Origin of the sequence: Amycolatopsis plumensis, from assembly GCF_042652605.1 — a bacterium.
Taxonomy (GTDB): domain Bacteria; phylum Actinomycetota; class Actinomycetes; order Mycobacteriales; family Pseudonocardiaceae; genus Amycolatopsis; species Amycolatopsis plumensis.
The window spans coordinates 7,871,705-7,897,759 of sequence record NZ_JBHSJY010000001.1 but is presented as its reverse complement, the minus strand read 5'-3'; the positions used below and the strand labels follow the sequence as shown (position 1 = coordinate 7,897,759).

The window sequence follows — 26,055 nt, the reverse complement described above, 5'->3', positions numbered from 1 at the left end:
AGAAGTTCCCCACAACAGGAACAGGAACAGGAACACCACATGCAAGCGGTGCACGATTTCCCCGAGAAGTCGGGTAGTGCGTCGAACCGCACCGCGCGGGTCCTGGCGGACCGCGCGGCCGGCGAAGCGTACGTCGCATCGGTGTGTTTCAAGCACGGCCCGCCCCGCCTGACCGGCGTGGAACTGGAGTTCACCGTGCACCATGCCGACGACCCGGCCAGACCCCTCGATCCCGACGTCCTCGCGGCGGCGCTGGGTCCGCACACCCCGCGGACGCTCCGCCCCGGCAGCCCCGCCACCCCGCTCCCGGCCGGCTCACCCGTGAGCCTCGAACCCGGGTGCCAGGTGGAGATCTCCGCTCTTCCCCAGGCCTCCCTGCGCGAGCTCGACGCAGTCGTCACGGCCGACCTCCACCACCTGCGTGAACGCCTCGCCCGGCACCACCTCGTCCTGGGCGAAACGGGCATCGACGCCCACCGCGCGCCCCGCCGGCTCCTGCACACCCCGCGCTACGCGGCGATGGAGCGCCGGTTCGCGCCGATCGGTCCCGGCGGCCTCACGATGATGTGCAGCACCGCCGGCCTGCAGATCTGCGTCGACGCGGGGGAGCCCGAGCACTACGCCGCGCGGTGGGCGGCCGCGCACGCGATGGGCCCGCCGCTGCTCGCCCTCTTCGCCAACTCCCGGGTCCACGCCGGCCGGGACACCGGCCACGCCTCCGCCCGCTGGCTGGCGGTGCACGACACGGAAGCGGTGCGCACGCGCACGCTCGCCGTGACGGGCGACGACCCGGCCGGGGCGTGGGCCGGGCGCCTGATGGACGTTCCCCTGATGGTGCTGCCCCGCGGCGACCGGCCGTGGGACGCGCCCGACGGGCTGACGTTCGCCGACTGGATCGAGGGCCGGGGCGCGGCGGCGCTGCTGCCGCGGCCCACCGTCGAAGATCTCGACTACCACCTCACGACCATGTTCACGCCGGTCCGGCCGCAGGGGTACCTGGAGATCCGGTACCTCGACGCGCAACCGCCGGGCGAGTGGCTGGCGCCGGTGGCGCTCGTGTCCGCGCTGCTCGCCCGCCCGGCCACCGTCGAGAAGGTGCGCGAGCTCTGCGCACCGGTCGCGGACCGGTGGACCACGGCGGCGCGGCGCGGCCTGGCCGACCCGGAACTGGCGGCCGTGGCGGCGGCACTGGCCGACCTCGGCTGCACCGAGCTGGGTGCGACCGGGCTGGCGGAGGAGTCGATCACCGAGATCAGCGAGAGCGTGCTGGGGCGCGCGTACCGATCGAGGAGCGAAGCATGAGCACGGAAGCACTGCACGACCTGAGCGCGCAGGACCTGCGCGCCCGGGCGGCCGAAGCACTGACCCGGGCCCGGGCGCGCAGCGTGGCGCTGACCGACGCCGTGGACGACGAAGACCTGGTCCGCCAGCACTCGAAGCTGATGTCGCCGCTGGTCTGGGACCTGGCGCACATCGGCGTCCAGGAGGAGCTGTGGCTGGTCCGCGACGTCGGCGGCCGGGAACCGCTGCGCCCGGACATCGACGACATCTACGACGCCTTCCAGCACGCCCGCGCGGACCGGCCGGAGCTGCCGCTGCTCGGGCCGGCCGAGGCACGCGCGTACGTCAAGCAGGTCCGCGAGAAGGCCTTCGACGTGCTGGAACACGCGCCGATGGAAGGCAGGCGGCTGACCGAGCAGGCTTTCGCGTTCGGCATGATCACCCAGCACGAGCAGCAGCACGACGAGACGATGCTGGCCACCCACCAGCTCCGCAAGGGCGATCCGGTGCTGCACGCGCCGGAGCCGCCGCCCGCGCGTTCGGGCACGCTGCCCGCCGAGGTGCTGGTGCCGGGCGGTGCCTTCACGATGGGCACGTCGGCCGAGCCGTGGGCCCTGGACAACGAGCGGCCCGCGCACGAGATCGCCGTCGAGGCGTTCTGGATGGACACCGTCCCGGTGACGTGCGGCGCCTACGTCGAATTCCTCGACGGCGGCGGCTACGACGACGAGCAGTGGTGGAGCCCGGCCGGGTGGGCCTACCGGACCGAAAACTCCATCACCGCGCCGCGGTTCTGGAAGCGGGAGCAGGACGGCTGGTGGCGGACCCGGTTCGGCGTGTACGAGCGGATTCCCGCCGGCGAGCCGGTCGTGCACGTCTCCTACTTCGAAGCCGAGGCGTACGCGGCCTGGGCCGGGCGTCGGCTGCCGACCGAGGCGGAGTGGGAGAAGGCGGCCCGGTTCGACCCGGCCACCGGCCGGTCGCGCCGGTTCCCCTGGGGCGACGAGGAACCGTCGGCCGAGCACGCCAACCTCGGCCAGCGGCACCTGCGCCCGGCGCCCGCGGGGGCGTACCCGGCCGGCGCGTCGCCGACCGGCGTGCACCAGCTGATCGGCGACGTCTGGGAGTGGACCTCCACCGATTTCCACGGGTACCCGGGTTTCGCGCCCTTCCCGTACCGGGAGTACTCGGAAGTCTTCTTCGGACCCGAGTACAAGGTGCTGCGCGGCGGCTCGTTCGGTACCGACTCGGCGGCGATCCGGGGCACGTTCCGCAACTGGGACTACCCGATCCGGCGGCAGATCTTCGCCGGCTTCCGCACCGCCCGCGACGCGGCCCCCGGCGAGGTGGGGTAGGCGCATGTGCCGCCACATCGGCTACCTCGGCGAGCCGGCATCGCCCGCCGAGGCGCTCTTCCGCGCCCCGCATTCCCTGCTGGTGCAGTCGTACGCGCCGGCCGACATGCGCGGCGGCGGCTCGGTGAACGCCGACGGGTTCGGGCTGGGATGGTACCCCGGCCCGGGCTCGCCGCCCCTGCGCCACCGCCGGTCGACTCCACTGTGGACGGACGAGACGCTGCCGCCGCTGGCCGCGGCGGTGACCTCGGGCGCGTTCGTCGCCGCGGTCCGCAACGGCACCACCGGCCTGCCGGTGACCGAAGCGGCCGCGGCGCCGTTCACCGCCGGGCCCTGGCTGTTCAGCCACAACGGTGTCGTCCGCGGCTACCCGCACTCGCTGGCCGAACTGGCCAAGACCCTGCCGGTCACCGAGCTGCTGACCCTGGAGGCGCCGACGGATTCGGTAGTGCTCTGGGCCCTGCTGCGTGCCCGGCTCGCCACGGGCGAGGACCCGCTGACGGCGGTGGCGGGGCTGACCCTCGCCGTCGAAGCGGCCGCGCCCGGCTCGCGGCTGAACTTCCTGCTCACCGACGGCGCCACGCTGATCGGCACCACCTGGACGCACGCGCTGTCCGTGCTGGAGACCCCAGGCAGTGTTGTGCCGGAGCTTCGCCCCGGGCCGGGGGCTCCGCCACCCGGAACCCCCGGAAGCAGTGTTGTGCCGGGGCTTCGCCCCGGGCCGGGGGCTCCGCCACCCGGAACCCCCGGAAGCAACGTGTGGCTGGCGTCCGAACCCTTCGACGGCGACCCGCGCTGGCGGCCCGTCCCCGACCACCACGCCGTGCGCGCCACCGCGGCCGGCGTCGAACTGCTTCCCCTGACCCAGGAGCTCTCATGACCGAAGTCGACCTCGACCACCACCGCTCCGGCGACGCCGTCACCGCGGAACTGCGCGCCGACGTCGTCGCCGGGCTCACCGCGGCGCGGAAGTGGCTGCCGCCCAAGTGGTTCTACGACGCCGACGGCAGCGAGCTGTTCGAGAAGATCACCCAGCTGCCGGAGTACTACCCGACCCGCAGCGAGCGCGAGGTGCTGGCCGCGCACGCCGCCGACGTCGCGAAGCTGACCGATGCGCACACGCTCGTCGAACTCGGCTCGGGGTCGAGCGAGAAGACCCGGCTCCTGCTCGACGCCCTCACCGCCCACGGCACCCTCGAGGCGTTCGTCCCCCTGGACGTGTCCGAATCCGCGCTGGCCGAGGCCGCCGAAGCGATTTCGAAGGACTACCCGGGCCTCGCCGTCCGCGGGGTCGTCGGCGACTTCACCCAGCACCTCGGTTTGATCCCCGGAGGCCGGCCGCGGGTGGTGGCCTTCCTCGGCGGCACGATCGGCAACTTCCTGCCCGCCGAGCGCGCGGTCTTCCTCCGCTCGGTCCGGGAGGTCCTCGACGAGGGGGAGTGGCTGCTGCTCGGCACCGACCTGGTCAAGGACCCCCGGATCCTCGAACGCGCCTATGACGACGCGGCCGGTGTGACGGCGGAGTTCGACAAGAACGTCCTGCGGGTGATCAACGCCCGGCTCGGCGCCAACTTCGACGTCGACGAGTTCGACCACGTCTCGTACTGGGACGCGGAGAACGAATGGATCGAGATGCGCCTGCGAGCCCGCCGCGAGCTGACCGTCGAGATCCCCGGCGCGGACCTCACGGTGAGCTTCGCCGAGGGCGAGCACATCCGGACGGAGATCTCCGCCAAGTTCCGCCCGCGCGGCGTCGAGGCCGAGCTGGCCGCGGCCGGGTTCGCCCTCGCGCACTGGTGGACCGACTCCCAGCAGCGGTTCGGGGTGAGCCTGGCAAAATCCGTGCGTGGCTAATCCTCTCCGGGCCCTCGCCCGGGCCGCCGGCACGAAACCCTGGCTGATGCGCACGGCCCGGTTCGTCGTCTGGGCGGACACCAAACTGCACAAGGCGTTCGGCGGCCGGGTGAGCCTCGTGGCGCTCGCCGGGCTGCCGTCGCTGCGCCTCACCACGACCGGCCGCAAGAGCGGGCTGCCGCGCAGCACCAACCTGCTCTACTACCCGCGGGGCGACGGCTTCGTGCTCACGGCGTCCAACTGGGGCCGTCCGCACGACCCGGCCTGGGCGCTGAACCTGCGGGCGAACCCGAAGTGCCAGGTCGCGCTGGCCGGAAAGCCGCTGGACGTGCTCGCCAGGGAGCTGCACGGCGAGGAGTACGAGCGGATGTGGGCCGAGCTGCTGGCCTTCTGGCCGGGGTACGCGATGGAGCAGCGCGAGGCCGCCCGGCCGTTGCCGGTTTTCGTCCTGACCCGGGTGGCCCGGTAGGTGCTGACCATCCGTTCGGCCGGTGCCGGTAATCACCGGTTTGTGCCAGTCTCACCCGGGTAACGCGCCGTGACGCCGTGACCGCGCGGCGGAGCGCGTGATCTAGGGAGGGACGTCTTGCCGAGATCCACACAGGGCCAGATGCGTTCGTTCGCACTGGTGGGGGCGCTCGTGGCCGGCGTCGGGCTGGCCGGGCCGGCCGGCACCGCCGCCGCGGCCGAAGACGCCGCGGTCAAGCCCGCCGCCGTCGGCGCGACCCCGGCCGTCGCCTGGGGCACCTGCCCGAGCGAGCTGCTCGCCGGAGTGCCCGCCGACCAGCTCGGGCTCTACAGCTGCGCGCGCTACCGCGTGCCGATCGACCACGACAACGCCTCCGTGGGCACGATCGACATCGCCCTGCTCAAGCGCGCCGCCCGCACACCCGGCCGGCGCGTCGGGTCGCTGTTCCTCAACCCCGGTGGCCCCGGCGGCTCGGGCCTGACCATGCCGATCGGCGGCCAGTACTACTTCCAGCCGCAGGTCCTCGACCGCTTCGACCTCATCGGCTTCGACCCGCGCGGGGTCGGCGACAGCAACCCGCTGCGCTGCTTCACCACCCAGGAGGACGCGGACGAGGTCTTCGGCGCCCAGGTCGGCGTGCCGCTGTCGCGCGCCGAAATCTCGAGCACCCTGGCCAGTTACCGCGACTACGGCCGGTTCTGCAAGAACAACGCGGGTGCGCTGCTCAACCACATGTCCACCAAGGACGTCGTGCGCGACCTCGACACCCTGCGCGCGGCCGTGGGCGACCAGAAGCTGTCCTTCGTCGGCTTCTCGTACGGCACGCTGATCGGCTCGACGTACACCTCGATGTTCCCGAAGCAGTCGCGGGCGATCGTGATCGACGGCAACGTCGACCCGGCGCTGCGCACCAGCGACGGCGTGCAGTACGACCGGGAACGCGCGCAGGGCTTCGAAATCGCGCTCGACGCGTTCCTCGAGCGCTGTGACCAGGCCGGCGCGAAGTGCGCGTTCAGCGACGGCAACCCGCGGGCGAAGTTCGACGAGCTGCGGGAGTACCTGCGCAAGCAGCCGATCACCCTCCCCGGCGCCGACCCGCTGGACATCAGCCGGTTCACCGGCGGGGTGTCCAGCGCGCTGTATTCGCCCGCGAGGTTCGCCGGCCTGGCGGCCGACCTGCAGGCGCTCTACACCGCGATCCACCCGGCCGGGGCGCAGGCGCAGGCGCTGCAGGCCGCGAAGCTCACCGTGGTCGGCTCGGGCCGGCAGGGCCTGGCCGACCAGAACCCGGACAGCCCGTACACCAGCGACGACTCCTACTTCGCCGTCAACTGCTCGGACAAGCCGTTCCGGATCCGGCAGGAGCAGGTGCCGGACATCGCCGCGAAGTGGGAGCGCGAGTCGCGCACCTTCGGCCGCTACCAGGCGTTCGCCGACACGGCGGGCTGTCCGGTGTGGCCGGCGAAGAAGCCGGATGCCTACCGCGGGCCGTGGCGCGCGAAGACCGACGTCCCGGTGGTCGTGGTCGGCAACTACTACGACCCGGCCACGCAGTACAAGTTCGCCCAGCGGATGGCGGCCGAGCTCGGCAACACCCGGCTGCTGTCGGTCGACGCGTTCGGCCACTGCATCCTCGGCGACGCCCTCGGCGTCGACCAGGCCGTGGCCGACTACCTGACCGACCTGAAGGTGCCGGCGAACGGGCAGGTGTTCCAGCCGAACGTCCAGCCGTTCTGAGTGTGAACCCGGTCCCGCGGCCCTTCCCCGGGCCGCGGGACCGGCTACGCTGGACGGGTTGATCATCGACGAACACGGGAAGCGAGGTGAGCGGCACATGCCAGCGGACAGTCCTCGGACGGCCGGGCGCGCGCTCACCGGAGGTTTCCGGCGGGGCTGAGTCCGGCCGCCCCCTGTCCGGCAGTGCGCGCACGCCGGAAAAGAGCCGGAAATGACCACTTTCGAAATGCTGCTGCGCGTCGGGGCCGGCGTCGGCCTGGGTGCCGTCATCGGGGTCGAGCGCCAGTTCCGCGCCCGGATGGCCGGGTTGCGCACCAACGCCCTCGTCGCGGCCGGCGCCACGCTGTTCGTGCTGCTGTCCGCCCACGGTTTCGGCGGCCTGGCCTCCAGCGGCGACGCCGACCCGACCCGGGTGGCCGCCCAGATCGTGTCGGGCATCGGGTTCCTCGGCGCCGGAGTCATCCTGCGCGACGGCCTCAACGTCCGCGGCCTCAACACCGCCGCGACGCTGTGGTGCTCGGCCGCCGTCGGCGCTCTCGCCGGGGCGGGCCTGTACCCGGTCGCGGTGGCCGGGACCGCCGTCGTGGTCGGGGTGAACGTGCTGCTGCGGCCGCTCGGCCGCGTCGTCGACCGCCGCCCGGACGCGGGTGAGGAGACCCCGGCGAAGTACGCGTTCCAGGCGGTGACCCGCGACGAAGCCGAGGCGCACGTGCGGGCGCTGCTGGTGCAGGCGCTGACCCGCACGGACTTCCGGCTCCTGTCGGTGCTGAGCACCGACCGCGAGAACCGCACGGTCGAGGTCCGCGCGGAGCTGATCGGCGACCAGCGCGACGACGCCCAGATGGAGGCGGCGGTGTCGCGGCTGTCGCTGGAGCCGTCGGTGTCGAGCGTCCGCTGGGAAGCCGTGCCCGCCTAGCCGCACGCAGGCACGTCCGATGAGGCGCCCCGACGGACCTCGACCGCCGCGTTCCCACGCGGTGTCCTGGATGTCCGGGAAAGGGGAGAGCATGACCAAAATCGGACGGACGCTGGCGGCACTGGGCGGCGCGCTGACCCTGCTGCTGGCCGGAACGGGAATCGCCGAAGCCCGCTTCGGCCAGATCGCGGACGGGTTCGAGTCGAACCCCGGCGCGTTGTGGCACATCGAGACGCTCGGCAGCGGGCAGGGCGGCTTCGACTACGACAACGGCACGCAGCGCACCGGCCGCGGCAACGGCTGGCTGCACTCGGGCTACACCTCGAGCGCGGCGGCCGCGATGGGCCTCTGGGCGTACATGGGCAACGGCGGGATCAGCCACTGCCGGGTCCAGGCCCAGGTCAACCCGCTGAACGACCGGAGCCAGGAGATCGTGATCGAGGCGCGGGAGTCGGCGACCGGGATCACCAACTCCGGCCTGCGGTACCTCGCCTACCCGGGCTACCAGGAGATCTCGCTGGAGTTCGACCTGGCGGGGTACAAGTCGGTGTACGTCCGCTTCCTGCTCACCGACAGCGGCCGCGGGTTCGACGGCGAGTGGGTGCGGATCGACGACTTCGTCTTCACCTGCTGGCCCTGACCCGCGAAACGACCGGGGCCGTCCGGAGCGAACTCCGGACGGCCCCCTCGCGGAAACCCTTACGCCTGCGTCATCTTCCGCAGCACGTACTGCAGGATGCCGCCGTTGCGGTAGTAGTCCGCCTCACCCGGGGTGTCGATGCGGACGTCCGCCTCGAACTCGACCTTGGTGCCGTCGGCCTTGGTGGCCGTGACGTGCACCGTGCGCGGGGTCGCACCCTCGTTCAGCTTCGTGATGCCGGTGATGTCGAACGTCTCGGTGCCGTCGAGGCCGAGCGACGAGGCCGACTCGCCCGCCGGGAACTGCAGCGGGATCACGCCCATGCCGATCAGGTTGGACCGGTGGATGCGCTCGAACGACTCGGTGATCACCGCGCGCACGCCCAGCAGCGACGTGCCCTTGGCCGCCCAGTCACGCGACGAACCCGAGCCGTATTCCTTGCCGCCCAGCACGACCAGCGGGGTGCCCGCCGCCGCGTAGTTCTGGGCCGCGTCGTAGATGAACGCCTGGGGCGCGCCCTCCTGCGTGAAGTCGCGGGTGTAGCCGCCCTGCACGTCGTCGAGGAGCTGGTTGCGCAGCCGGATGTTCGCGAACGTGCCGCGGATCATCACCTCGTGGTTGCCGCGCCGGGAGCCGTAGGAGTTGAAGTCCTTCTTCTCCACGCCGTGCTCGGTGAGGTACTGCGCGGCCGGGGTGCCCGGCTTGATCGCGCCGGCGGGGGAGATGTGGTCGGTGGTGACCGAGTCGCCCAGCTTCGCCAGCACGCGCGCGCCGGTGATGTCGGTGACCGGCGCCGGCTCCGGCGTCATGCCCTCGAAGTACGGGGGCTTCCGCACGTAGGTGGACTCGAGGTCCCACTCGAAGGTCTTGCCCTCCGGGGTGGGCAGCGACTTCCAGCGCTCGCCGCCGTCGAAGACGTCGGCGTAGTCCTTGCTGAACATCTCCTGGGTGATCGCGGAGTCGATGGTCTCCTGGATCTCCTGCGCGGTCGGCCAGATGTCCTTGAGGAACACGTCGTTGCCCTGCGCGTCCTGGCCCAGCGGCTGGGTCGCGAAGTCGAAGTCCATCGTGCCGGCCAGCGCGTAGGCGATGACCAGCGGCGGCGACGCGAGGTAGTTCATCTTCACGTCGGGGTTGATCCGGCCTTCGAAGTTCCGGTTGCCCGAAAGCACCGAGACCGCGGTGAGGTCGTTCTCCTGGATGGCCGCGGAGATCTCGTCCGAGAGCGGGCCCGAGTTGCCGATGCAGGTGGTGCAGCCGTAGCCGACCAGGTGGTAGCCCAGCTTCTCCAGGTACGGCCACAGGTTGGCCTTGGTGTAGTAGTCGGTGACGACCTGCGAGCCCGGCGCCATCGACGTCTTCACCCACGGCTTGACCGCGAGGCCCTTGTCCACGGCGTTGCGCGCGAGCAGCGCGGCGCCGAGCATGACCGACGGGTTCGAGGTGTTGGTGCACGAGGTGATCGAGGCGATCACCACGGCGCCGTGGTCGAGGACGAACTCGCCGCGGTCCGGCGTCGAGACCTTGACCGGCTTGCTCGGACGGCCCTGCGCGCCGTTCGCGGCGGAGGAGGTGACCGGCGGGGCGTCGTCCTCGGCGAAGGACAGCGACGGGGCGTCGCTGGCCGGGAAGGACTCCTCCGAAGCCTCGTCCATCTTGGTGTGCGGCGTGCCGTCCTCGCCCTCCACGTAGTCGTGGATCGACTTGCGGAACGACGACTTCGCGTCCGACAGCTCGATGCGGTCCTGCGGGCGCTTCGGGCCGGCGATCGACGGGACAACCGTCGAGAGGTCCAGCTCGAGGTACTCGGAGTAGGAGGCCTCGCGCGACGGGTCGTGCCAGAGGCCCTGCTCCTTGGCGTAGGCCTCGACCAGCGCGACCTGCTCGGCCGAGCGGCCGGTCAGCTTGAGGTAGCGGACGGTCTCCTCGTCGATCGGGAAGATCGCGGCGGTGGAGCCGAACTCGGGGCTCATGTTGCCGATGGTGGCGCGGTTGGCCAGCGGCACCGCGGACACGCTCTCGCCGTAGAACTCGACGAACTTGCCGACCACGCCGTGGCGGCGCAGCATCTCGGTGATCGTCAGCACGACGTCGGTGGCGGTGACGCCGGCCGGGATCTCGCCGGTCAGCTTGAAGCCGACGACGCGCGGGATGAGCATCGACACCGGCTGGCCCAGCATGGCCGCCTCGGCCTCGATGCCGCCGACGCCCCAGCCCAGCACGCCCAGGCCGTTGACCATGGTGGTGTGCGAGTCGGTGCCGACGCAGGAGTCGGGGTAGGCCTGGCCGTTGCGGCTCATCACCGTGCGCGCGAGGTGCTCGATGTTGACCTGGTGGACGATGCCGGTGCCCGGCGGGACGACCTTGAACTCGTCGAAGGCGCCCTGGCCCCAGCGCAGGAACTGGTAGCGCTCGCGGTTGCGCTCGTACTCGATCTCGACGTTGCGCTCGAAGGCGTCGGGACGGCCGAAGACGTCGATGATCACCGAGTGGTCGATGACCAGCTCGGCCGGGGCGAGCGGGTTGACCTTGTCCGGGTCGCCGCCCAGGTCGGTGACCGCTTCGCGCATGGTGGCGAGGTCGACCACGCACGGCACGCCGGTGAAGTCCTGCATGATCACGCGAGCCGGCGTGAACTGGATCTCGATCGACGGGTCGGCGTTGGGGTCCCAGGAGCCGAGCGCGCGGATGTGGTCGGCGGTGATGTTCGCGCCGTCCTCGGTGCGCAGCAGGTTCTCGAGCAGGATCTTCAGGCTGTACGGCAGGCGCTCGGCGCCCTCGACCTTGTTCAGGCGGAACACCTCGTACGAGGCGTCGCCGACCTTCAGCGTGTCTTTGGCGCCGAAGCTGTCCTTGCTGGCGGGTGAGGTCACGTCTAACTCCAGTGGCGGGGACGCCGCGCCGTCGCGGCAGGGGAGTCCCGGGTCAGTTCGGTCGGTTCGGTGGGGCGAGTCTTGCGCACCCCCACCGTAGGACCGGATGCGGGATGGCACACCTCGCGGTGCCTCAAACAGTACGCGTGTCCTGTTTAACGGACAAGGCGACACGCGGTGTGGGCTGCGCCATCCGAAACCTCAGGTCCCTCAATGAGGGGAATTGGTGCCTACGTTGTGTAAGTTTCCGCTGGGGCTTGTGATAGTGGTGTGACTGCAGTGACGGTATGTGCGCTGGTGAACGGAGGTGGCAGTCTTGTTAGGACGGTGCCGGGGTCCGAGGGTGCCGCGCGTCCGCCGGGGACTCAGCGTGAGCACGCTCACGCTGGTGATCTTGTTCGGCGCCGGCGGCACGGGCCTCGCGGCGCCCCCGCCGCCGCCCAACCCCAGCGATTCCGAGATCCAGGCCGGCAAGGCCCAAGCCGACGCGAAGGCCGGTGAGGTCGGCAGGCTGACCAACCAGCTGGCCCAGGCCGAGCAGAAGCTGACGCAGCTGCAGGACGACGTCGAGCTCAAGCAGGAGCAGGCCAACAAGGCCCTGGTCGACCTGCAGGCCGCGCAGGACGACGCGGCGCGGGCGGAGAACGACGCGAAGGCCGCGCGCACCGAGGCGGACGCGGCGTCGGCGGCCATCGAGAAGGCCAGGGCGGACCTCAAGACGTTCGCCGCCGCGAGCTTCCAGCAGGGCAGCACGGTCGGCTCGCTCTCGGCGTACCTGAGCGCGGACAGCCCGAAGGACATGCTGGCCCGCGCGCAGCTGCTCGACGCCGTCGGCGGCGACCGGCTCAACGCCCTCGACCGGCTCCAGCAGGCGCAGACCGAGAAGTCCAACAAGGACGCCGCCGCCCGCAAGGCCGCCGAGATCGCCGAGCAGAAGCAGGACGCGGCCCGCCGGGCGAAGACCAGCGCCGACGCCGCGCAGACGACCGCCGAGCGCGCCCAGGACAGCCAAGCCGCCCAGACCTTCCAGCTCGAGAAGAACAAGGCCGACGTCGAGCAGCAGCTCTACGACGCCCAGGCCAAGGTCAGCGGCCTGCAGGGGCAGCGGCAGCGCTACCAGGACTGGCTCGCCCAGAAGCAGCGCGAGGACGAGGAGCGCGCGCGGCAGGCCGCGCTCGCCGCGGCGGCGGCCGCGGCCGGGGGCGGTGGGCGTCCCGCGGGCGGCCCGGCGCCGTCGGGCCCGGCCGGGTCGTCGATCGAGGCGGTGATCGCGCGGGCGCTGTCCAAGCTGGGGATGCCGTACGCGTGGGGCGGCGGCAACGCGAGCGGTCCGACCCGCGGCATCCGCGACGGCGGCGTCGCCGACCGCTACGGCGACTACAACAAGATCGGCTTCGACTGCTCCGGCCTGATGATCTACGCCTTCGCCGGGGTGCGCTCGCTGCCGCACTACAGCGGCTACCAGTACTCGTCGGGCCGTCAGGTGCCGCTGTCCCAGATGCGCCGCGGCGACCTGCTGTTCTGGGGCGGCCCCGGCGGCATCCACCACGTCGCGCTGTACCTCGGCGGCGGGCAGATGGTCGAGGCGCCGCAGTCCGGTCTGCGCGTCCGGATCGCCCCGGTGCGCTACGGCGGGATCATGCCGTACGCGACCCGGCTGGTCGGCTGAAAAACCCGCTCGACGTCCGGGCCCGTGCGCCGTCAGGATCGGCCGGGTGGACGACGAGCTGAACGCGCTGCGGCGCACCCGGATGCGCTGGAACACGCCCCTGTCGGAGCCGCACGCGGAGCTGCTGCTCGACCGGATGGCCCTGGACGGCGGGCACCTCGTCGACCTCGGCTGCGGCTGGGGTGAGCTGCTGCTGCGGGCCCTCGCCCGGGCGCCGGGCCTGCGCGGAACCGGCGTCGACACGGACGAGACGGGGCTGGCGCGAGGCCGGGCGGCGGCCGCGTCGCGGGGCCTGGCGGTGGAGTTCCGCCAGGCGGACGCCGCCGGCTGGGACGTCCCCGCCGAGCGGGCCTTCTGCGTCGGCTCGGCCCACGTCTTCGGCTCGACGAAGGCGGCGCTCGAGCGTCTCGCGCGCGTGGTGCCGTCCGGACGGCTGCTCTACGGCGACGGCTTCTGGGCGGCTCCGCCCGGCCCGGCGGCCCGCGAGATCTTCGGCCCGGACCTGCTGACCTTGCCGGACCTGCTCGACGCGGCGGACGGCGCCGGCTGGCGCGTGCTCCACCTGAGCACCGCCGACCAGCTCGAATGGGACGACTTCGAGTCGACCTCGCGCGCCGGCTGGGCGGAGTGGCTGACGGCGCACCCGGCCGACCCGCGGGCTCCCGGGGTGCGCGAGTGGCTCGACCGGCGGTTGCGGGAGTACGTCCGGGAGTACCGGGGCGTGCTGGGCTTCACCTACCTCGTGCTGGGCCGCTAGGGTGCCCCGGTGCGCTACGCGGGGATCGTGGTGGCCGGTGGGGCGGCCCGCCGGCTGTCCGGTGTGGACAAGCCGGCGCTGTCGGTGGGCGGGAAACCGTTGCTGGCCCGCGCGATCCACGCCCTCGACGGCGCGGAGCGGGTGATCGCGGTCGGCCCGCGGCGGCCGGGCTTCGACGTCGTGTGGACGCGCGAACCGGTCCCGGGCACCGGCCCGGTGGCGGCGCTGGCGGCGGGCCTGGTCTTCGTGCCCGACGAGGTGGAGGCGGTCGTGGTGCTGGCCGCGGACCTCCCCGGCGTCCGCAGGTCCACAGTGGACAGGCTCACGGCGGCCATCGGCGAAGGAGACGGCGCGGTCCTGGTCGACGCGGCCGGGAAGCGCCAGTGGCTCCTCGGCGCCTGGCGGCTCGCGGCGCTGCGGGCGGCGGTGCCGGAGCAGGCGGAGAACGCGGCCCTGCGCCGCGTCCTGGGCGGGCTGGTGGTCGCGGAGGTCCCGGCGGAACGGGGCGAAGCGGACGACATCGACACGCCCGAGGACCTCGAGCGCCACCGCTGAGCCGCGCCCATGCCGAGGTCGGCCACCGGCGAGAGGGTGACGACCAGCTCGGCGAGCGCGCTGTCCTGCCGAACCGGGCTTCACAGGTGCCATACCGGGGACCGTGTTGGCTGATCCCGGGCCAGCCCGTCCGCGTGCCGGATGCGACGCACGGCCGGGGGCGCAGTACGGTCGCACCGCGTGATCACCGTCGCGGGGGCGGCGCACGAGATTTCGAGGAGGCAGTGTGACCGAGCCCGGCTACGCCGAGGGCGGGAACGGCCAGCAGGCGACACCGGCGCGGGACGCCCAGCTGCTGGAGCGGACCGTGTTCGAGGTCAAGCGGATCATCGTCGGCCAGGACCGCCTGGTCGAGCGGATGCTGGTCGGCCTGCTGGCCAAGGGCCACCTGCTGCTCGAAGGCGTGCCCGGCGTGGCGAAGACCCTGGCCGTCGAGACGTTCGCCCGGGTCGTCGGCGGCTCCTTCTCCCGCGTGCAGTTCACCCCGGACCTGGTGCCCGCCGACATCCTCGGCACCCGGATCTACCGCCAGGGCGCCGAGCGCTTCGACGTCGAGCTCGGCCCGGTCGTGGCGAACTTCGTGCTCGCCGACGAGATCAACCGTGCGCCAGCCAAGGTCCAGTCGGCGATGCTCGAGGTGATGGCCGAGCGGCACGTGTCGATCGGCGGCCAGACGTTCCCGATGCCCGACCCGTTCCTCGTGCTCGCCACCCAGAACCCGATCGAGAACGAGGGCGTCTACCCGCTGCCGGAAGCCCAGCGCGACCGGTTCCTGTTCAAGATCGTCGTCGAGTACCCCTCCGCCGAGGAGGAGCGCGAGATCATCTACCGGATGGGCGTCACCCCGCCCACCCCGCACGAGGTGCTCAGCCCGGGCGAGCTGGTCCGGCTCCAGGGCGTCGCGTCGCAGGTGTTCGTGCACCACGCGCTGGTCGACTACGTGGTCCGGCTGGTGCTGACCACCCGCACGCCGAACGACCACGGCCTCGCCGACGTCGCCGGCTGGGTCTCCTACGGCGCTTCCCCGCGCGCGAGCCTGGGCATCATCGCCGCCGCGCGGGCGCTGGCCCTGGTCCGCGGCCGCGACTACGTGCTGCCCCAGGACGTCGTCGACGTCGTTCCCGACGTCCTGCGCCACCGGCTCGTGCTGTCCTACGACGCGCTGGCCGACGGCGTGCCGATCGACCACATCATCACGCGCGTGCTGCAGACCGTGCCGCTGCCGCAGGTCTCGGCCCGGCCGCAGGGCGGGGCCGGCCAGGGCGGTCCGGTCCCGGCGGGCGCGCCGGTCAGGTAACCCGGCGATGGCGAAGAACGAGAAGGGCGTCCGCCCTTCGTGGGCGCCGCCGATCCTGCGCGGCGACCGGATGGAAGCCGGGCTCCGCACGCTCGAGCTCGACGTCCGCCGCCGGCTCGACGGCCTGCTGCAGGGCAACCACCTCGGCCTCGTGCCGGGGCCCGGGTCCGAGCCCGGCGAGGCCCGCCCGTACCAGCCCGGTGACGACGTCCGCCGGATGGACTGGGCGGTCACCGCCCGCACCACGACCCCGCACATCCGCGAGACCGTGGCCGACCGCGAGCTGGAAACGTGGGTCGTCGCCGACCTTTCGGCCAGCCTCGACTTCGGCACCGCGCTGTGCGAGAAGCGCGACCTGGTGGTCTGCGCCGTCGCGGCGGTCGCCCACCTCACCGGAGGCGGCGGCAACCGGATCGGCGCGCTGATCTCCACCGGCGCCGACACCACGCGCATCCCGGCCCGCGGCGGCCTGGCGCACGCCCGCGGGCTGGTGCGCAAGCTCGCCGAGACCCCGCGCGCGGCCGAGGGCACCCGGGGCGACTTCGCCCAGGCCCTGGAAGCGCTGCGCCGTCCGCCGCGCCGCCGCGGCCTGGCCGTGGTGATCTCCGACTTCCTGGGCGACGAGTCCTGGGAGCGGCCGCTGCGCGCGCTGGGCGGGCGCCACGAACTGATCGCGATCGAAGTCCTCGACCCGCGCGACGTCGACCTGCCCGAGGTGGGCACCGTCGTGCTGGCCGACCCGGAGACAGGGAAACAGCGCGAAGTGCACGCTTCGGCCTTGCTGCGCAAGGAGTTCGGGGCCGCGGCCCACGCCCACCGCCAGCGCGTGGCGGCCGGCCTGCGGCGCGCCGGCGCGGCCCACCTGACGCTGCGCACGGACGCCGACTGGATCGCCGACATGGTGCGGTTCGTCGTCGCCCGCAAGCGCCGCTGGTCGGGAGGTGTGGCGTGAGTCTGACCGGGTTTGCGTCGCCGTGGTGGTTCCTGCTGCTGATCGCGGTGGCCGCGGTCGCCGTCGGGTACGTCCTGGCCCAGCGGGCGCGGCGGAAGCGGACCATGCGGTTCGCGAACCTGGACCTCCTCGAGAAGGTCGCGCCGAAGAGCCAGGGCTGGATCCGGCACCTGCCGGCCGTGCTGATCGTGCTGTCGCTGCTGCTGCTCACGGTGGCGCTCGCGGGGCCGACCGCCGAGCAGAAGGTGCCGCGCAACCGGGCGACCGTGATGCTGGTGATCGACGTTTCGCTGTCGATGGAAGCCACCGACGTCCTCCCGACGCGGCTGCAGGCGGCCCAGGAAGCGGCGACGAGCTTCGCGCGGAACATGACGCCGGGCATCAACCTGGGCCTGATCTCGTTCGCGGGCACGGCGACGGTGCTGGTCAACCCGACCACCGACCGCAACGGCGTCATCAAGGCGATCGAGAACCTGAAGCTGGCCCAGTCGACGGCGACCGGCGAAGGCATCTTCGCGGCGCTGCAGTCGGTGGAGAGCTTCTCGAGCGTCGTCGGCGGTGCCGACGGGCCGCCGCCGGCGCGGATCGTGCTGATGTCCGACGGGAAGCAGACGGTCCCGGAGGACCTGTACGCGGCGCGCGGCGGGTACACCGCGGCGCAGGCGGCGAAGCAGGCCGGCGTGCCGATCTCGTCGATCTCGTTCGGCACCACCCACGGCTCGGTCACCATCGACGACAAGCAGCAGCCGGTCAGCGTGGACGACGAGTCCCTGCGCGAGATCGCCCGGCTCTCCGGTGGGGACTTCTACAAGGCGGCCAGCGCCGAGGAGCTGAAGAAGGTCTACGCCGACCTCGGCGAGCAGATCGGCTACGAGCTCAAGGACGCCGACGCGAGCAAACCGTGGGTCGTGGTGGGCACCCTGATCCTCATGCTGGGTGCCGCGGCGAGCCTGTTCTTCGGGCAGAGGCTCCCGTAGCGCCGATGCGTCACTTTCCCTACGAAAGTGACGCCCGCGGTCAGGCTCGGCGGACGCCGTAGAAGCTGCCGCCGAGCAGGGTCACCCCCGACAGCACGCCGCTGAGGAACGGCACCCACTCCGCGGCGGTGCCGAGCAGGGCGAGGCCGACAACGCCGAGTGCGGTCAGCACCACGCCGACCACCAGGATCGACCGGGTCTTCCACGCCGACGCGAGCGCGGCGAAGTGCAGGCCGACGACGGTCGCGATCCAGGCGACGTTGGCCTGGACCGGCGCGTCCAGCAGCCGCAGCACGAAGAAGCCGGCGATCAGCAGGACCACCTCGCCGAGCACGATGAACCGGTAGCTCGGGCCGAACATCGGCCGGCCCTCCAGGGTCGGCCGTCCGCCCGCGCGGACGCCGAGGACCACCACGGCGGCCAGGGCGAGCACGGCGAGGGCGCGCAGGACCCAGCCGAGCGCGGCGGGGAGCGGGTCACCGGAGTTGACCAGGACGAAGACGGTGCCGAACGCGGCGCCGATGAGCGCCCCCAGGAACTGCTGTCGCATCCGGCGAACCTACCGGAGGCCGATCATGCTCCCGCGAAGCCGTTCTGGCGCCAGGCTTCGTAGACCGTGATCGCCGCGGTGTTGGCGAGGTTGAGCGACCGGTTCGACGGCCGCATCGGGAGGCGCACGCGCTCGGTGACCTCGGGTGCCTCCTGGACCTCGGCGGGCAGGCCGACGGACTCCGGCCCGAACATCAGCACGTCGCCCGGGGCGTAGGAAACGTCGGTGTACAGCCGGGTCGCCGACGCGGTGAACGCGTAGACCTTCGAGGGCAGCAGCACTTCCCAGGCCGCCTCGAGGGCGGCGTGGACGTGGACGCGGGCCAGGTCGTGGTAGTCGAGCCCGGCCCGGCGCAGCTGCTTGTCCTCCAGGGTGAACCCGAGCGGTTCGACGAGGTGGAGTTCGCAGCCGGTGTTGGCGGCCAGCCGGATCGCGTTGCCGGTGTTGGGCGGGATTTCGGGGTGGTAGAAGAGAACGCGGAACACGGGCTCAGTCCCCGAGCAGGGTCGCGTAGACCTTGCGGACGGCTTCCGGCGGCGCTTGCGGGCGCAGCGTGGCCGGGTCGATGAACACGTACCGGATGGTCGCCGCGGCGATCAGGGTCTCGCCGCGGTGGATTTCGAAGTCGAAGATCAACGATGTCGTGCCGAGGTGGTTCAGGTACTGCGAGACGACCAGGTCGTCGTCGTAGCGGGCGGGGGAGCGGAACTTGAGGTTGGCTTCGGCGACCACGACGTCGGCGCCGTGGGCGAGGAACGCGTCGTGCGAGCCGAACAGCGCCTTCTCCGCCTCGAAGGAGCACATGTCCACATAGGCCAGGTAGTGGGCGTTGAAGACGATGCCCTGGCCGTCGCACTCGTGGTAGCGCACGCGCAGCGGCATCTCGGCGATCGGGCGGCGAGGTGCGGTCACCCGGTCAATCTAGTTCAGCCGTGGAGGGCCCGATAAGCGGCCGCCGCGCCCGGCTGCAGGGGCACCGGCTGGGTGCCGATCAGCGGCCGGACGTCGAGGAACTGCGTTCCGACGGCTTCGGCGGGCACCAGCGCCGTGGCGCGTTCGACGAGCAGCCGGACCACCGCCGCGGCGACGTCGTCGGGCAGGGACGGCGCGCACACCAGCAGGTTGGCCACGCCGATCGTGCTCAGCGCGCCCACCCCGCGGTACGCGCCGTCGGGGACGTGGACCTGGTCGTAGACCGGGCCGTACGCCGCGCGCAGGGCGGGCACCACCGAATCCAGGGGAAGCAGCGCGATCGGGGTCGTGAGGGTGAGCTCGGCCAGCCTCGGCGTGGGGACGCCGCCGGACCACAGCATGGCGTCGACGCGGCGGTGTGCAAGCGCTTGGACCGCGTCTTCGAACGGCAGGTGCCGGGCGTCCACCGCGACTCCCGCCTTGGCGAACAGGCGCTCGCCCAGCTGTGCCGCTCCGGAGCCGCTCGCGCCCAGGGATACCGGCCGCCCGGCGAGGTCGGCGAGCCGGCGCACCGGCCCGTCCGCCCGCACGACGAGCTGCAGGTAGTTCTCGTAGACGCGGCCGAGCGCGAACAGCGGGACCTTCCCGGCGAACGGAGGGCCGCCGGCGAGCGCGGTCTGGGCGATGTCGGCGAGCACCAGCCCCAGGTCGGCCTGGCCCCGCTGCACCAGGCCGACGTTGGCCACGCTCGCCTCGGTCGGCAGGGCGGTGGCGTGCAGCAGCGGTTCCGCGCGGTTCAGCTCGGCGGCGAGGAGCTTGGCGAAGGCCAGGTAGAACCCGCCGCGCTCGCCGGCCGCGATGGTGAGCGGGCGTTCCGGGCCGCGGTAGCCCGCCGTCGAGCACCCGGCCACCGCGAGGCCGAGGCCGCCGAGCAGGGCCGTGCGGCGGGTGAGCGTCATTCCGGCACCTCCCGCAGCGGCAGCGTGACGCGGACTTCGAGGCCGTGCGGGTCCGCCTGCCGCAGGTCCAGGACGCCGCCGCGGGTGCGCACCTGCTGCTGCGCGATGGCCAGGCCGAGCCCGGTGCCGCGCGGGGCGCCTTCGCCACCCGCGCGCCAGAACCGTTCGGTCGCCCGCGTCCTGTCCTCTTCGGACAGTCCCGGCCCGTCGTCGGCGACCACGAGCGTGGCCGTCGACGCGCCGCTTTCCCAGTCGGTCGTGATTTTCGCGCCGCGGCCGGCGTAGTGGACGGCGTTGTCCAGCAGCACGTCGAGGATCTGCGCGAGCTCGCCTTCCGGGCAGCGCACGGTCACCGGCCGGTCGTGCCCCGGCGGCGGGACCAGCGTCGAACCGGCGTCCTCGGCGGCCGGGCGCCAGGCGTCGACGCGTTCGGCGAGCACGGACGCCAGGTCGCACGCCTCGTCGGCCCCGCCGGCCGCGACCCTGGTCGCCGTGCTCTCGGCCAGCGCGAGCGCGAGCAGGCCGTCGAGGAGCTTCTCCAGGCGTTCGACCTCGGCGACGGTCGCCCGGTAGGTCCGGTCGTCGCCGTCGATGCGCCCGGCCAGGGCGTCGACGCGCAGGCGTAGCGCGGCCATCGGGTTGCGGAGCTGGTGCGAGGCGTCGGCGACCAGCCGGTGCTGCTGCTCGGCGGCTTCGAGCACGGCCTCGGACATCCGGTTGACCTCGGCGGCCAGTGACCGCAGCTCGCGCGGCCCGGTGCGCTCCGGGACGTGCGCGCGGTGCCCGCCTGCCACGGCCAGCACCCCGGTCTCGAGCTCGTGCAGCGGTCGCACCATCCACCGGGCCAGCAGCACCGCGAGCAGCACGAACACCATCGCGACCAGCACCGCGCCGGCGCCGATGGTGCCCCACCGGGTGGCGACGTCCGCGGCCGCCGCCGTCACCGACGCGCGCAGCACGACCACCCCGGACACGCGGGTGCCGGTGCCGACCGGGCGGGCGAAGTAGGCCGGTGCGGCCGACCACGGGTCGAGCCGGTCCACCCGCGGCGCCGGTTCGTTGCGCATGGTCGCTTCCACCAGCGCGCGCACCGCCGGGTCGCCCGCGGTCAACCCGCCCGCCTGGACCAGCGGGAGGCGCCGGGCGTCGACGATGAGGACGCCTTCGCCGTACAGCTCGGCGTAGCGTTCCGCGTCGGCCGCGAGGGCCGCGGGGTCGTCGGTGTCGACGGCCTGCTGGGCGAGCACGACGAACCGGTCGACGTCGGCGGTGCGGGAGATGACCAGCTGCTGGGTGCGCTGCTCGGCGGTGGCGGTCAGCAGCGGCACGGCGAACGCGGCGACCACCGCGAGGGCGAGAGCGACCAGGACCACCAGCAGGCGGGCGCGCACGGGGTCAGTCCCGGCCGAGCCGGTAGCCGAAGCCGCGGATGGTGGTGAGCAGGCCCGGCCGGTCCAGCTTGGCGCGCAGCCCGGTCAGGTGGACGTCGAGCGAGCGCGACACCGCGAGGTAGGCGTCGCCCCAGACCTCGTCCATCAGCTGCTGGCGGCTGACCGCGGTGCCGGGACGCACGGCGAGCACGGCCAGGATCTCGAACTCCTTGGTGGTGAGCCCGACGTCGTGCCCGGCGACGAGCACCCGGCGGGCGCCGAGGTCGATCTCGACGTCTTCGATCCGCACGACGTCCCCGGCCGGGGTGGCGCGGGCCACCGCCCGGCGCACGACCGCGTCCATCCGGGCCAGCAGCTCGGCCAGCCGGACCGGCTTCGTCAGGTAGTCGTCGGCGCCGAGCCGCAGCCCGCGCACCACCGAGCGTTCGTCGCCGCGGGCGGTCAGCACGATCACCGGCACCGGCGAGACGGCCCGGATCTTGCGCAGCACGTCGAGGCCGTCCAGATCGGGTAGGTGCAGGTCCAGCAGGACGAGGTCGGCCGTGCGGTGGTGGTGCAGGGCGTCGGCCCCGCGGGCGACGCTGGTGACGGGATGACCGCGCGCGTGCAACGACTCGGCGAGCGCGCCGGCGACACCGGCGTCGTCTTCGACGAGGAGCACACGCACGGCCATCCCCTTGTCAGCGCTCTTCGAGCTCGGAGGTCTTCGAGGTTTCCCGCATTGTGCCGTAGACGATCAGGGAGACCAGGACGGTCCCGGCGACGTACCAGAAGAAGACCTGCTCGTGCCCGGCGCTCTTCAGCGCCTGCGCGATGAGCTCGGCGGTGCCCCCGAAGATCGCCACGGTCAGCGCGTAGGGCAGCCCGACGCCGATGGCGCGGATCTTCGTCGGGAACAGCTCGGCCTTCACGATGGCGTTGATCGAGGTGTACCCGGCGACGATGACGAGCCCGGCCAGCACGAGGAAGAACGCGCCGACGGGGTTGCGGGTCGAGCCCATCACCGTCATCAGCGGGACGGTGAGCAGCGTGCCGCCGATGCCGAAGAACAGCAGCAGCGGACGGCGGCCGATCCGGTCGGACAGGCGCCCGAACACCGGCTGCAGGAACGCGGCGACGAGGATCGCGCAGAACAGCACGATGGTGACCTGCCGCCGCGGGATGTGCGCGGTGTTCTCGAGGAACTTCTGGCTGTAGGTGGCGAAGGTGTAGAAGCCGACCGTGCCGCCGAGGGTCAGGCCGACGACGAGGGCGATCTCCTTGGGGTACTTCGCGAGCGCGCGCAGGGTGCCGCGGTCGCCCTTGCCTTCCTCGGCGTGGCGCCGGAAGCTCTCCGATTCGTCCATTCCGCGCCGCAGCCACATGACGGTGAGCGCGGCGACCGTGCCGACGCCGAACGCGATCCGCCAGCCCCACGACGTCAGCTGCTGCTCGGTGAGCAGGGCCTGCAGGATCAGCTGGAGGCCCAGGGCGAGCAGCTGGCCGCCGTAGAGCGTCACGTACTGGAAGCTCGAGTAGAAGCCGCGCTTGCCGGGCGTGGCCACTTCGGACAGGTACGTCGCCGAGGTGGAGTACTCGCCACCGACCGAAAGGCCCTGGATCAGCCGGGCGGTCAGCAGCAGGATCGGCGCGGCGATCCCGATCGTGTGGTAGTTCGGCGTGACGGCGATGAGCAGCGAGCCGCCCGCCATCAGCGTCACCGAGAGCACGAGCGCGCTGCGGCGGCCGAACCGGTCGGCGAACCGGCCGAGCATCCACCCGCCCAGCGGCCGCATGAGGAACCCCACGGCGAACACGGCCGCGGACCCGAGGAAGGCGGCGGTCGTGTCCGTCGTCGGGAAGAAGGACTTGGCGAAGTAGGTGGTGAACGCGGCGTAGGCGTACCAGTCGTACCACTCGACCAAGTTGCCGATCGAGCCGCGCAGCACATTGCCGATCACGCGCTTTTCGCCGACCGCGGGCGCGGCGGTGGGGGTGAGCCGGGTTGTCATCGTCGACCTCCTGTGTTGCGACTCACGGTGACCAACCAGCGGGTAACCAGCAAGGTCGGGAGGCGGTTCCTAACACGGGCTTAGGACGGTCGCGGCGAGCCCGGGCGCGGGTGCGCGACCCGCGGGCACTGCCGATAACCTCGTGCGCGTCAGCCGCGCAGACGAAGAGTGGAGAGCACAGTGGGACGGTCGGTTCTGGTCACCGGGGGCAACCGGGGCATCGGTCTGGCGATCGCCCGGGACCTCGCCGAGCAGGGGCACCGGGTCGCCGTCACGCACCGTGGTTCGGGCGCGCCCGACGGCCTGTTCGGCGTCCAGGCGGACGTCACCGACACCGAGCAGGTCGACGCCGCGTTCAAGCTCGTCGAGGAGCACCAGGGGCCGGTCGAGGTGCTCGTGTCCAACGCCGGGCTGACCGATGACACGCTGCTGATGCGGATGAGCGACGAGCAGTTCGAGCGCGTGATCGACGCGAACCTCACCGGTGCCTACCGGGTCGCCAAGCGCGCCTCGCGCGGCATGCTGCGCGGCAAGTGGGGCCGGTTCGTCTTCATCTCCTCGGTCGTGGGGCTCTCCGGCTCGGCCGGCCAGGCCAACTACGCGGCGTCGAAGGCCGGCCTCGTCGGCTTCGCCCGGTCGCTGGCCCGCGAGCTCGGGTCGCGCAACATCACCTCGAACGTGGTCGCACCCGGGTTCGTCCACACCGACATGACCGACGAGCTGCCCGAGAACCGCAAGAAGGAGATCCTCGCGCAGGTGCCCTCCGGCCGGTACGCCGAGCCGTCGGAGATCGCCGCCGCCGTGCGGTACCTGGCCTCGGAGGAAGCCGGCTACGTCAACGGCGCGGTGCTGCCCGTCGACGGCGGCCTCGGCCTCGGCCACTGATCTTTCCCTCACCCAGAACGACACTTGGAGGACCCGTGCCCGGACTGCTCGAAGGCAAGCGCCTGCTGATCACCGGCATCATCACCGACGCTTCGCTCGCCTTTCACGCGGCCAAGATCGCGCAGCAGGAAGGCGCCAAGGTCGTGCTCACCGGCTTCGGCCGGATGTCGCTCGTCGAGCGCATCGCGAAGCGGCTGCCCGAAGAGGCGCCGGTGATCGAGCTGGACGTCACCAACTCCGAGCACCTCGACGGCCTCGCCGACAAGGTCCGCGAACACGTCGACGGCCTCGACGGCGTGCTGCACTCGATCGGCTTCGCCCCGCAGACCTGCCTCGGCGCGCCGTTCATGGACGCGCCAGCCGAAGACGTCAAGACCGCGATCGAGATCTCGACGTACTCGTACATGTCGCTGGCGAAGGCGTGCCTGCCGCTGCTCGGCCGGGGCGCGTCCTACGTCGGCATGGACTTCGACGCGCGGGTCGCGTGGCCGGTCTACAACTGGATGGGCGTCGCGAAGGCCGGGCTCGAGTCGGTCAACCGGTACCTGGCCAAGGAGCTGGGGCCGCAGGGCATCCGGGTGAACCTGGTCAGCGCGGGCCCGATGAAGACCATGGCCGCGAAGTCCATCCCGGGCTTCGTCGACCTGGAGGACGGCTGGGGCGAGCGCGCGCCGCTCGGCTGGGACAGCACGGACCCGGACCCGGTGGCGAAGAGCGTCTGCGCGGTCCTTTCGGACTGGCTCCCCGCTACCACCGGCTCGATGATCATGGTCGACGGCGGGGTGCACTTCCTCGGCGTCTGAGCCTCACACGGTCACCAGCTCACGGTCGTCGCCGCGCTGTACCACGGCGGCGACCGTGAGCGCGGCCAGCGTGGCCACGCCGAGGGCGATGCCGGTCCACGCCACGCTCGGGAAGCCGAAGCCGGCGTCGATCGCGACGCCGCCCAGCCACGGCCCGGCGGTGTTGCCGACGTTGAACGCCGACGTCGTGCTGGCCCCGACCAGCGTCGGCGCGTCGCCGGCGGCCTGGAAGGCGCGCAGGTTCAGCGCCGGGTTGGCGCCGAACGCGGCCACGCCGAACACGAGCACGGCCGCGACGGCCACGAGCGCGTCGGTGGTCAGGGCGAGCACGAGCAACGCGGCCAGCGCGAGCGCGAGGCAGCCGTAGAGCGTGGCGAACGGCCGCCGGTCGGCCAGCCGCCCGCCCGCGCTGATCCCGATCAGCGCGCCGACGCCGAACAGCGCGAGCACTCCCGGCACCCACTCGCCGGGCAGGCCGTCGGTCTCGGTCAGCAACGGCGCCAGGTAGCTGAACGCGGCGAAGATCATGGCCTGGCACAGGGCGATCACCCCGAGGGCGAGCCAGACCCGGCCCCGCCGGTACAGCCGCAGCTCACCACGCAGGCTCAGCGGGCCGCCGGTCGTCTCCGGCACCAGCAGCGCCACTCCGGCGACCGCCACCAGCGTCACCGCCGTCACCGCCCAGAACGCCGTCCGCCAGCCCGCGTGCTGGCCGAGGAACGTGCCGGCGGGCACCCCGGCGATGTTGGCCACGGTCAGGCCGCCGACCAGCACCGCCATCCCGCGCCCGCGCCGTTCGGCGGGGACGAGCGCGATCGTCGTCGCGAGCGCGACGGCCCAGAACCCGGCGCAGGCGAACGCCGCGATCACGCGGGTCGCGAACAGGAGGGCGTACCCCTCGGCGAGGGCGCCGACGACGTGCGCGACGGCGAACACGCCGAGCAGGGCCAGCAGCGTGCGGCGGCGGGGGAGCCGCAGTGTCCCGATCGCCAGCAGCGGCGCGCCGACGACCATGCCGATGGCGAACGCCGAGATCAGCAGGCCGGCGTCGGGGATGCTCACGTGCAGGTCGGCGGCCATGCCGGGGAGCAGGCCGGTGATCATGAACTCGGACGTGCCCAGCGCGAACACGCTGAGCCCGAGGACGAAGACGGCCAGGGGCATGGGTTCTCCTCCTGTTGTGTATCGATCGGTCCAAAATCAGGGCGCGGGCGGTCCCTGTCCTGCGGCGC

Annotated in this window: 25 protein-coding genes; 16 read left to right on the top strand and 9 right to left on the bottom strand. The window is 72.5% G+C overall.

Annotated elements, in window-relative coordinates; genetic code table 11:
• The first annotated feature begins 39 nt into the window (after positions 1 to 39).
• The 8 genes from ACFPLC_RS38075 (at position 40) to ACFPLC_RS38040 (ending at position 8,252) form a co-directional block, all read left to right on the top strand.
• Entirely contained in the window at positions 40 to 1,302 is a 1,263-nt protein-coding gene (locus tag ACFPLC_RS38075; RefSeq protein WP_378199281.1) for a glutamate-cysteine ligase family protein, read from the top strand.
• Positions 1,299 to 2,636, top strand: a complete 1,338-nt coding sequence (gene egtB, locus ACFPLC_RS38070) for an ergothioneine biosynthesis protein EgtB (protein ID WP_378199278.1) — start codon at positions 1,299 to 1,301, stop codon at positions 2,634 to 2,636. The genes ACFPLC_RS38075 and egtB overlap by 4 nt, the downstream gene beginning before the upstream one ends.
• A gap of 4 nt (positions 2,637 to 2,640) precedes the next feature.
• Positions 2,641 to 3,516 (top strand): class II glutamine amidotransferase, encoded by an 876-nt coding sequence (locus ACFPLC_RS38065; protein WP_378199275.1) that lies wholly within the window; start codon positions 2,641 to 2,643, stop codon positions 3,514 to 3,516.
• Entirely contained in the window at positions 3,513 to 4,490 is a 978-nt protein-coding gene (egtD, locus tag ACFPLC_RS38060; protein ID WP_378199272.1) for an L-histidine N(alpha)-methyltransferase, read from the top strand. Before ACFPLC_RS38065 ends, egtD begins: the two co-directional genes overlap by 4 nt.
• Positions 4,491 to 4,536: 46 nt before the next feature.
• Positions 4,537 to 4,959: a nitroreductase family deazaflavin-dependent oxidoreductase gene (locus tag ACFPLC_RS38055; protein ID WP_378199520.1), complete on the top strand. Its 423-nt coding sequence runs from the start codon at positions 4,537 to 4,539 to the stop codon at positions 4,957 to 4,959.
• Positions 4,960 to 5,100: 141 nt separating this feature from the next.
• Positions 5,101 to 6,696 carry an alpha/beta hydrolase gene (locus ACFPLC_RS38050; protein ID WP_378199269.1) on the top strand — a complete coding sequence of 532 codons (1,596 nt, stop codon included), beginning with the start codon at positions 5,101 to 5,103 and terminating at the stop codon, positions 6,694 to 6,696.
• Positions 6,697 to 6,907: 211 nt separating this feature from the next.
• Positions 6,908 to 7,612 (top strand): MgtC/SapB family protein, encoded by a 705-nt coding sequence (locus ACFPLC_RS38045; RefSeq protein WP_378199267.1) that lies wholly within the window; start codon positions 6,908 to 6,910, stop codon positions 7,610 to 7,612.
• Positions 7,613 to 7,703: 91 nt separating this feature from the next.
• The gene (locus tag ACFPLC_RS38040; RefSeq protein WP_378199264.1) at positions 7,704 to 8,252 is read left to right on the top strand and encodes a hypothetical protein; all 549 of its coding nucleotides are present in this window, start codon (positions 7,704 to 7,706) and stop codon (positions 8,250 to 8,252) included.
• A 59-nt stretch (positions 8,253 to 8,311) separates the two neighbouring features.
• Here ACFPLC_RS38040 and ACFPLC_RS38035 read toward each other — a convergent pair whose 3' ends face one another.
• The gene (locus ACFPLC_RS38035) at positions 8,312 to 11,125 is read right to left on the bottom strand and encodes an aconitate hydratase (RefSeq protein ID WP_378199261.1); all 2,814 of its coding nucleotides are present in this window, start codon (positions 11,123 to 11,125) and stop codon (positions 8,312 to 8,314) included.
• A 343-nt stretch (positions 11,126 to 11,468) separates the two neighbouring features.
• On the opposite strand from ACFPLC_RS38035, the gene ACFPLC_RS38030 reads away from it, so the two are divergent.
• The 6 genes from ACFPLC_RS38030 (at position 11,469) to ACFPLC_RS38005 (ending at position 17,332) form a co-directional block, all read left to right on the top strand.
• On the top strand, positions 11,469 to 12,794 hold the full coding sequence (locus tag ACFPLC_RS38030; protein WP_378199259.1) for an NlpC/P60 family protein: 1,326 nt from the start codon (positions 11,469 to 11,471) through the stop codon (positions 12,792 to 12,794).
• A 46-nt stretch (positions 12,795 to 12,840) separates the two neighbouring features.
• Positions 12,841 to 13,551, top strand: a complete 711-nt coding sequence (locus tag ACFPLC_RS38025; RefSeq protein ID WP_378199256.1) for an SAM-dependent methyltransferase — start codon at positions 12,841 to 12,843, stop codon at positions 13,549 to 13,551.
• Positions 13,552 to 13,560: 9 nt separating this feature from the next.
• On the top strand, positions 13,561 to 14,106 hold the full coding sequence (mobA, locus tag ACFPLC_RS38020; RefSeq protein WP_191306246.1) for a molybdenum cofactor guanylyltransferase: 546 nt from the start codon (positions 13,561 to 13,563) through the stop codon (positions 14,104 to 14,106).
• Between the two features lie 226 nt (positions 14,107 to 14,332).
• A complete protein-coding gene (locus tag ACFPLC_RS38015; protein ID WP_378199253.1) occupies positions 14,333 to 15,403 on the top strand; it encodes an AAA family ATPase in 1,071 nt (356 codons plus the stop codon).
• Positions 15,404 to 15,410: 7 nt separating this feature from the next.
• Positions 15,411 to 16,355, top strand: a complete 945-nt coding sequence (locus ACFPLC_RS38010) for a DUF58 domain-containing protein (RefSeq protein ID WP_191306244.1) — start codon at positions 15,411 to 15,413, stop codon at positions 16,353 to 16,355.
• Positions 16,352 to 17,332, top strand: coding sequence for a VWA domain-containing protein (locus ACFPLC_RS38005; protein ID WP_191306243.1), 981 nt, complete (start codon positions 16,352 to 16,354; stop codon positions 17,330 to 17,332). Before ACFPLC_RS38010 ends, ACFPLC_RS38005 begins: the two co-directional genes overlap by 4 nt.
• Positions 17,333 to 17,372: 40 nt before the next feature.
• Here ACFPLC_RS38005 and ACFPLC_RS38000 read toward each other — a convergent pair whose 3' ends face one another.
• Genes ACFPLC_RS38000 through ACFPLC_RS37970 form a run of 7 tightly spaced genes read right to left on the bottom strand, consistent with a single transcriptional unit; the run spans position 17,373 to position 23,135 of the window.
• Complete coding sequence (locus ACFPLC_RS38000; RefSeq protein WP_378199250.1) at positions 17,373 to 17,882, bottom strand: hypothetical protein; 510 nt, start codon at positions 17,880 to 17,882, stop codon at positions 17,373 to 17,375.
• A 23-nt stretch (positions 17,883 to 17,905) separates the two neighbouring features.
• Positions 17,906 to 18,367 (bottom strand): tRNA (cytidine(34)-2'-O)-methyltransferase, encoded by a 462-nt coding sequence (locus tag ACFPLC_RS37995; RefSeq protein ID WP_378199248.1) that lies wholly within the window; start codon positions 18,365 to 18,367, stop codon positions 17,906 to 17,908.
• Positions 18,368 to 18,371: 4 nt separating this feature from the next.
• On the bottom strand, positions 18,372 to 18,794 hold the full coding sequence (locus ACFPLC_RS37990) for an acyl-CoA thioesterase (protein WP_378199245.1): 423 nt from the start codon (positions 18,792 to 18,794) through the stop codon (positions 18,372 to 18,374).
• A gap of 14 nt (positions 18,795 to 18,808) precedes the next feature.
• A complete protein-coding gene (locus ACFPLC_RS37985) occupies positions 18,809 to 19,753 on the bottom strand; it encodes a TAXI family TRAP transporter solute-binding subunit (protein ID WP_378199242.1) in 945 nt (314 codons plus the stop codon).
• Positions 19,750 to 21,144, bottom strand: coding sequence for a sensor histidine kinase (locus ACFPLC_RS37980; protein ID WP_378199239.1), 1,395 nt, complete (start codon positions 21,142 to 21,144; stop codon positions 19,750 to 19,752). The genes ACFPLC_RS37985 and ACFPLC_RS37980 overlap by 4 nt, the downstream gene beginning before the upstream one ends.
• A gap of 4 nt (positions 21,145 to 21,148) precedes the next feature.
• On the bottom strand, positions 21,149 to 21,817 hold the full coding sequence (locus ACFPLC_RS37975) for a response regulator transcription factor (RefSeq protein WP_378199236.1): 669 nt from the start codon (positions 21,815 to 21,817) through the stop codon (positions 21,149 to 21,151).
• Positions 21,818 to 21,824: 7 nt separating this feature from the next.
• Positions 21,825 to 23,135 carry an MFS transporter gene (locus tag ACFPLC_RS37970; RefSeq protein WP_378199233.1) on the bottom strand — a complete coding sequence of 437 codons (1,311 nt, stop codon included), beginning with the start codon at positions 23,133 to 23,135 and terminating at the stop codon, positions 21,825 to 21,827.
• Between the two features lie 180 nt (positions 23,136 to 23,315).
• Here ACFPLC_RS37970 and fabG point away from each other — a divergent pair, with 180 nt between their 5' ends.
• Together fabG and fabI are read left to right on the top strand one after the other, a co-directional pair.
• Positions 23,316 to 24,020 carry a beta-ketoacyl-ACP reductase gene (gene fabG, locus ACFPLC_RS37965; protein ID WP_191306235.1) on the top strand — a complete coding sequence of 235 codons (705 nt, stop codon included), beginning with the start codon at positions 23,316 to 23,318 and terminating at the stop codon, positions 24,018 to 24,020.
• Positions 24,021 to 24,055: 35 nt separating this feature from the next.
• Positions 24,056 to 24,823: an enoyl-ACP reductase FabI gene (gene fabI / locus ACFPLC_RS37960; protein WP_378199230.1), complete on the top strand. Its 768-nt coding sequence runs from the start codon at positions 24,056 to 24,058 to the stop codon at positions 24,821 to 24,823.
• Positions 24,824 to 24,826: 3 nt separating this feature from the next.
• On the opposite strand, the gene ACFPLC_RS37955 is transcribed toward fabI, so the two are convergent.
• A complete protein-coding gene (locus tag ACFPLC_RS37955) occupies positions 24,827 to 25,987 on the bottom strand; it encodes a Cmx/CmrA family chloramphenicol efflux MFS transporter (protein ID WP_378199227.1) in 1,161 nt (386 codons plus the stop codon).
• Between the last annotated feature and the right edge of the window lie 68 nt (positions 25,988 to 26,055).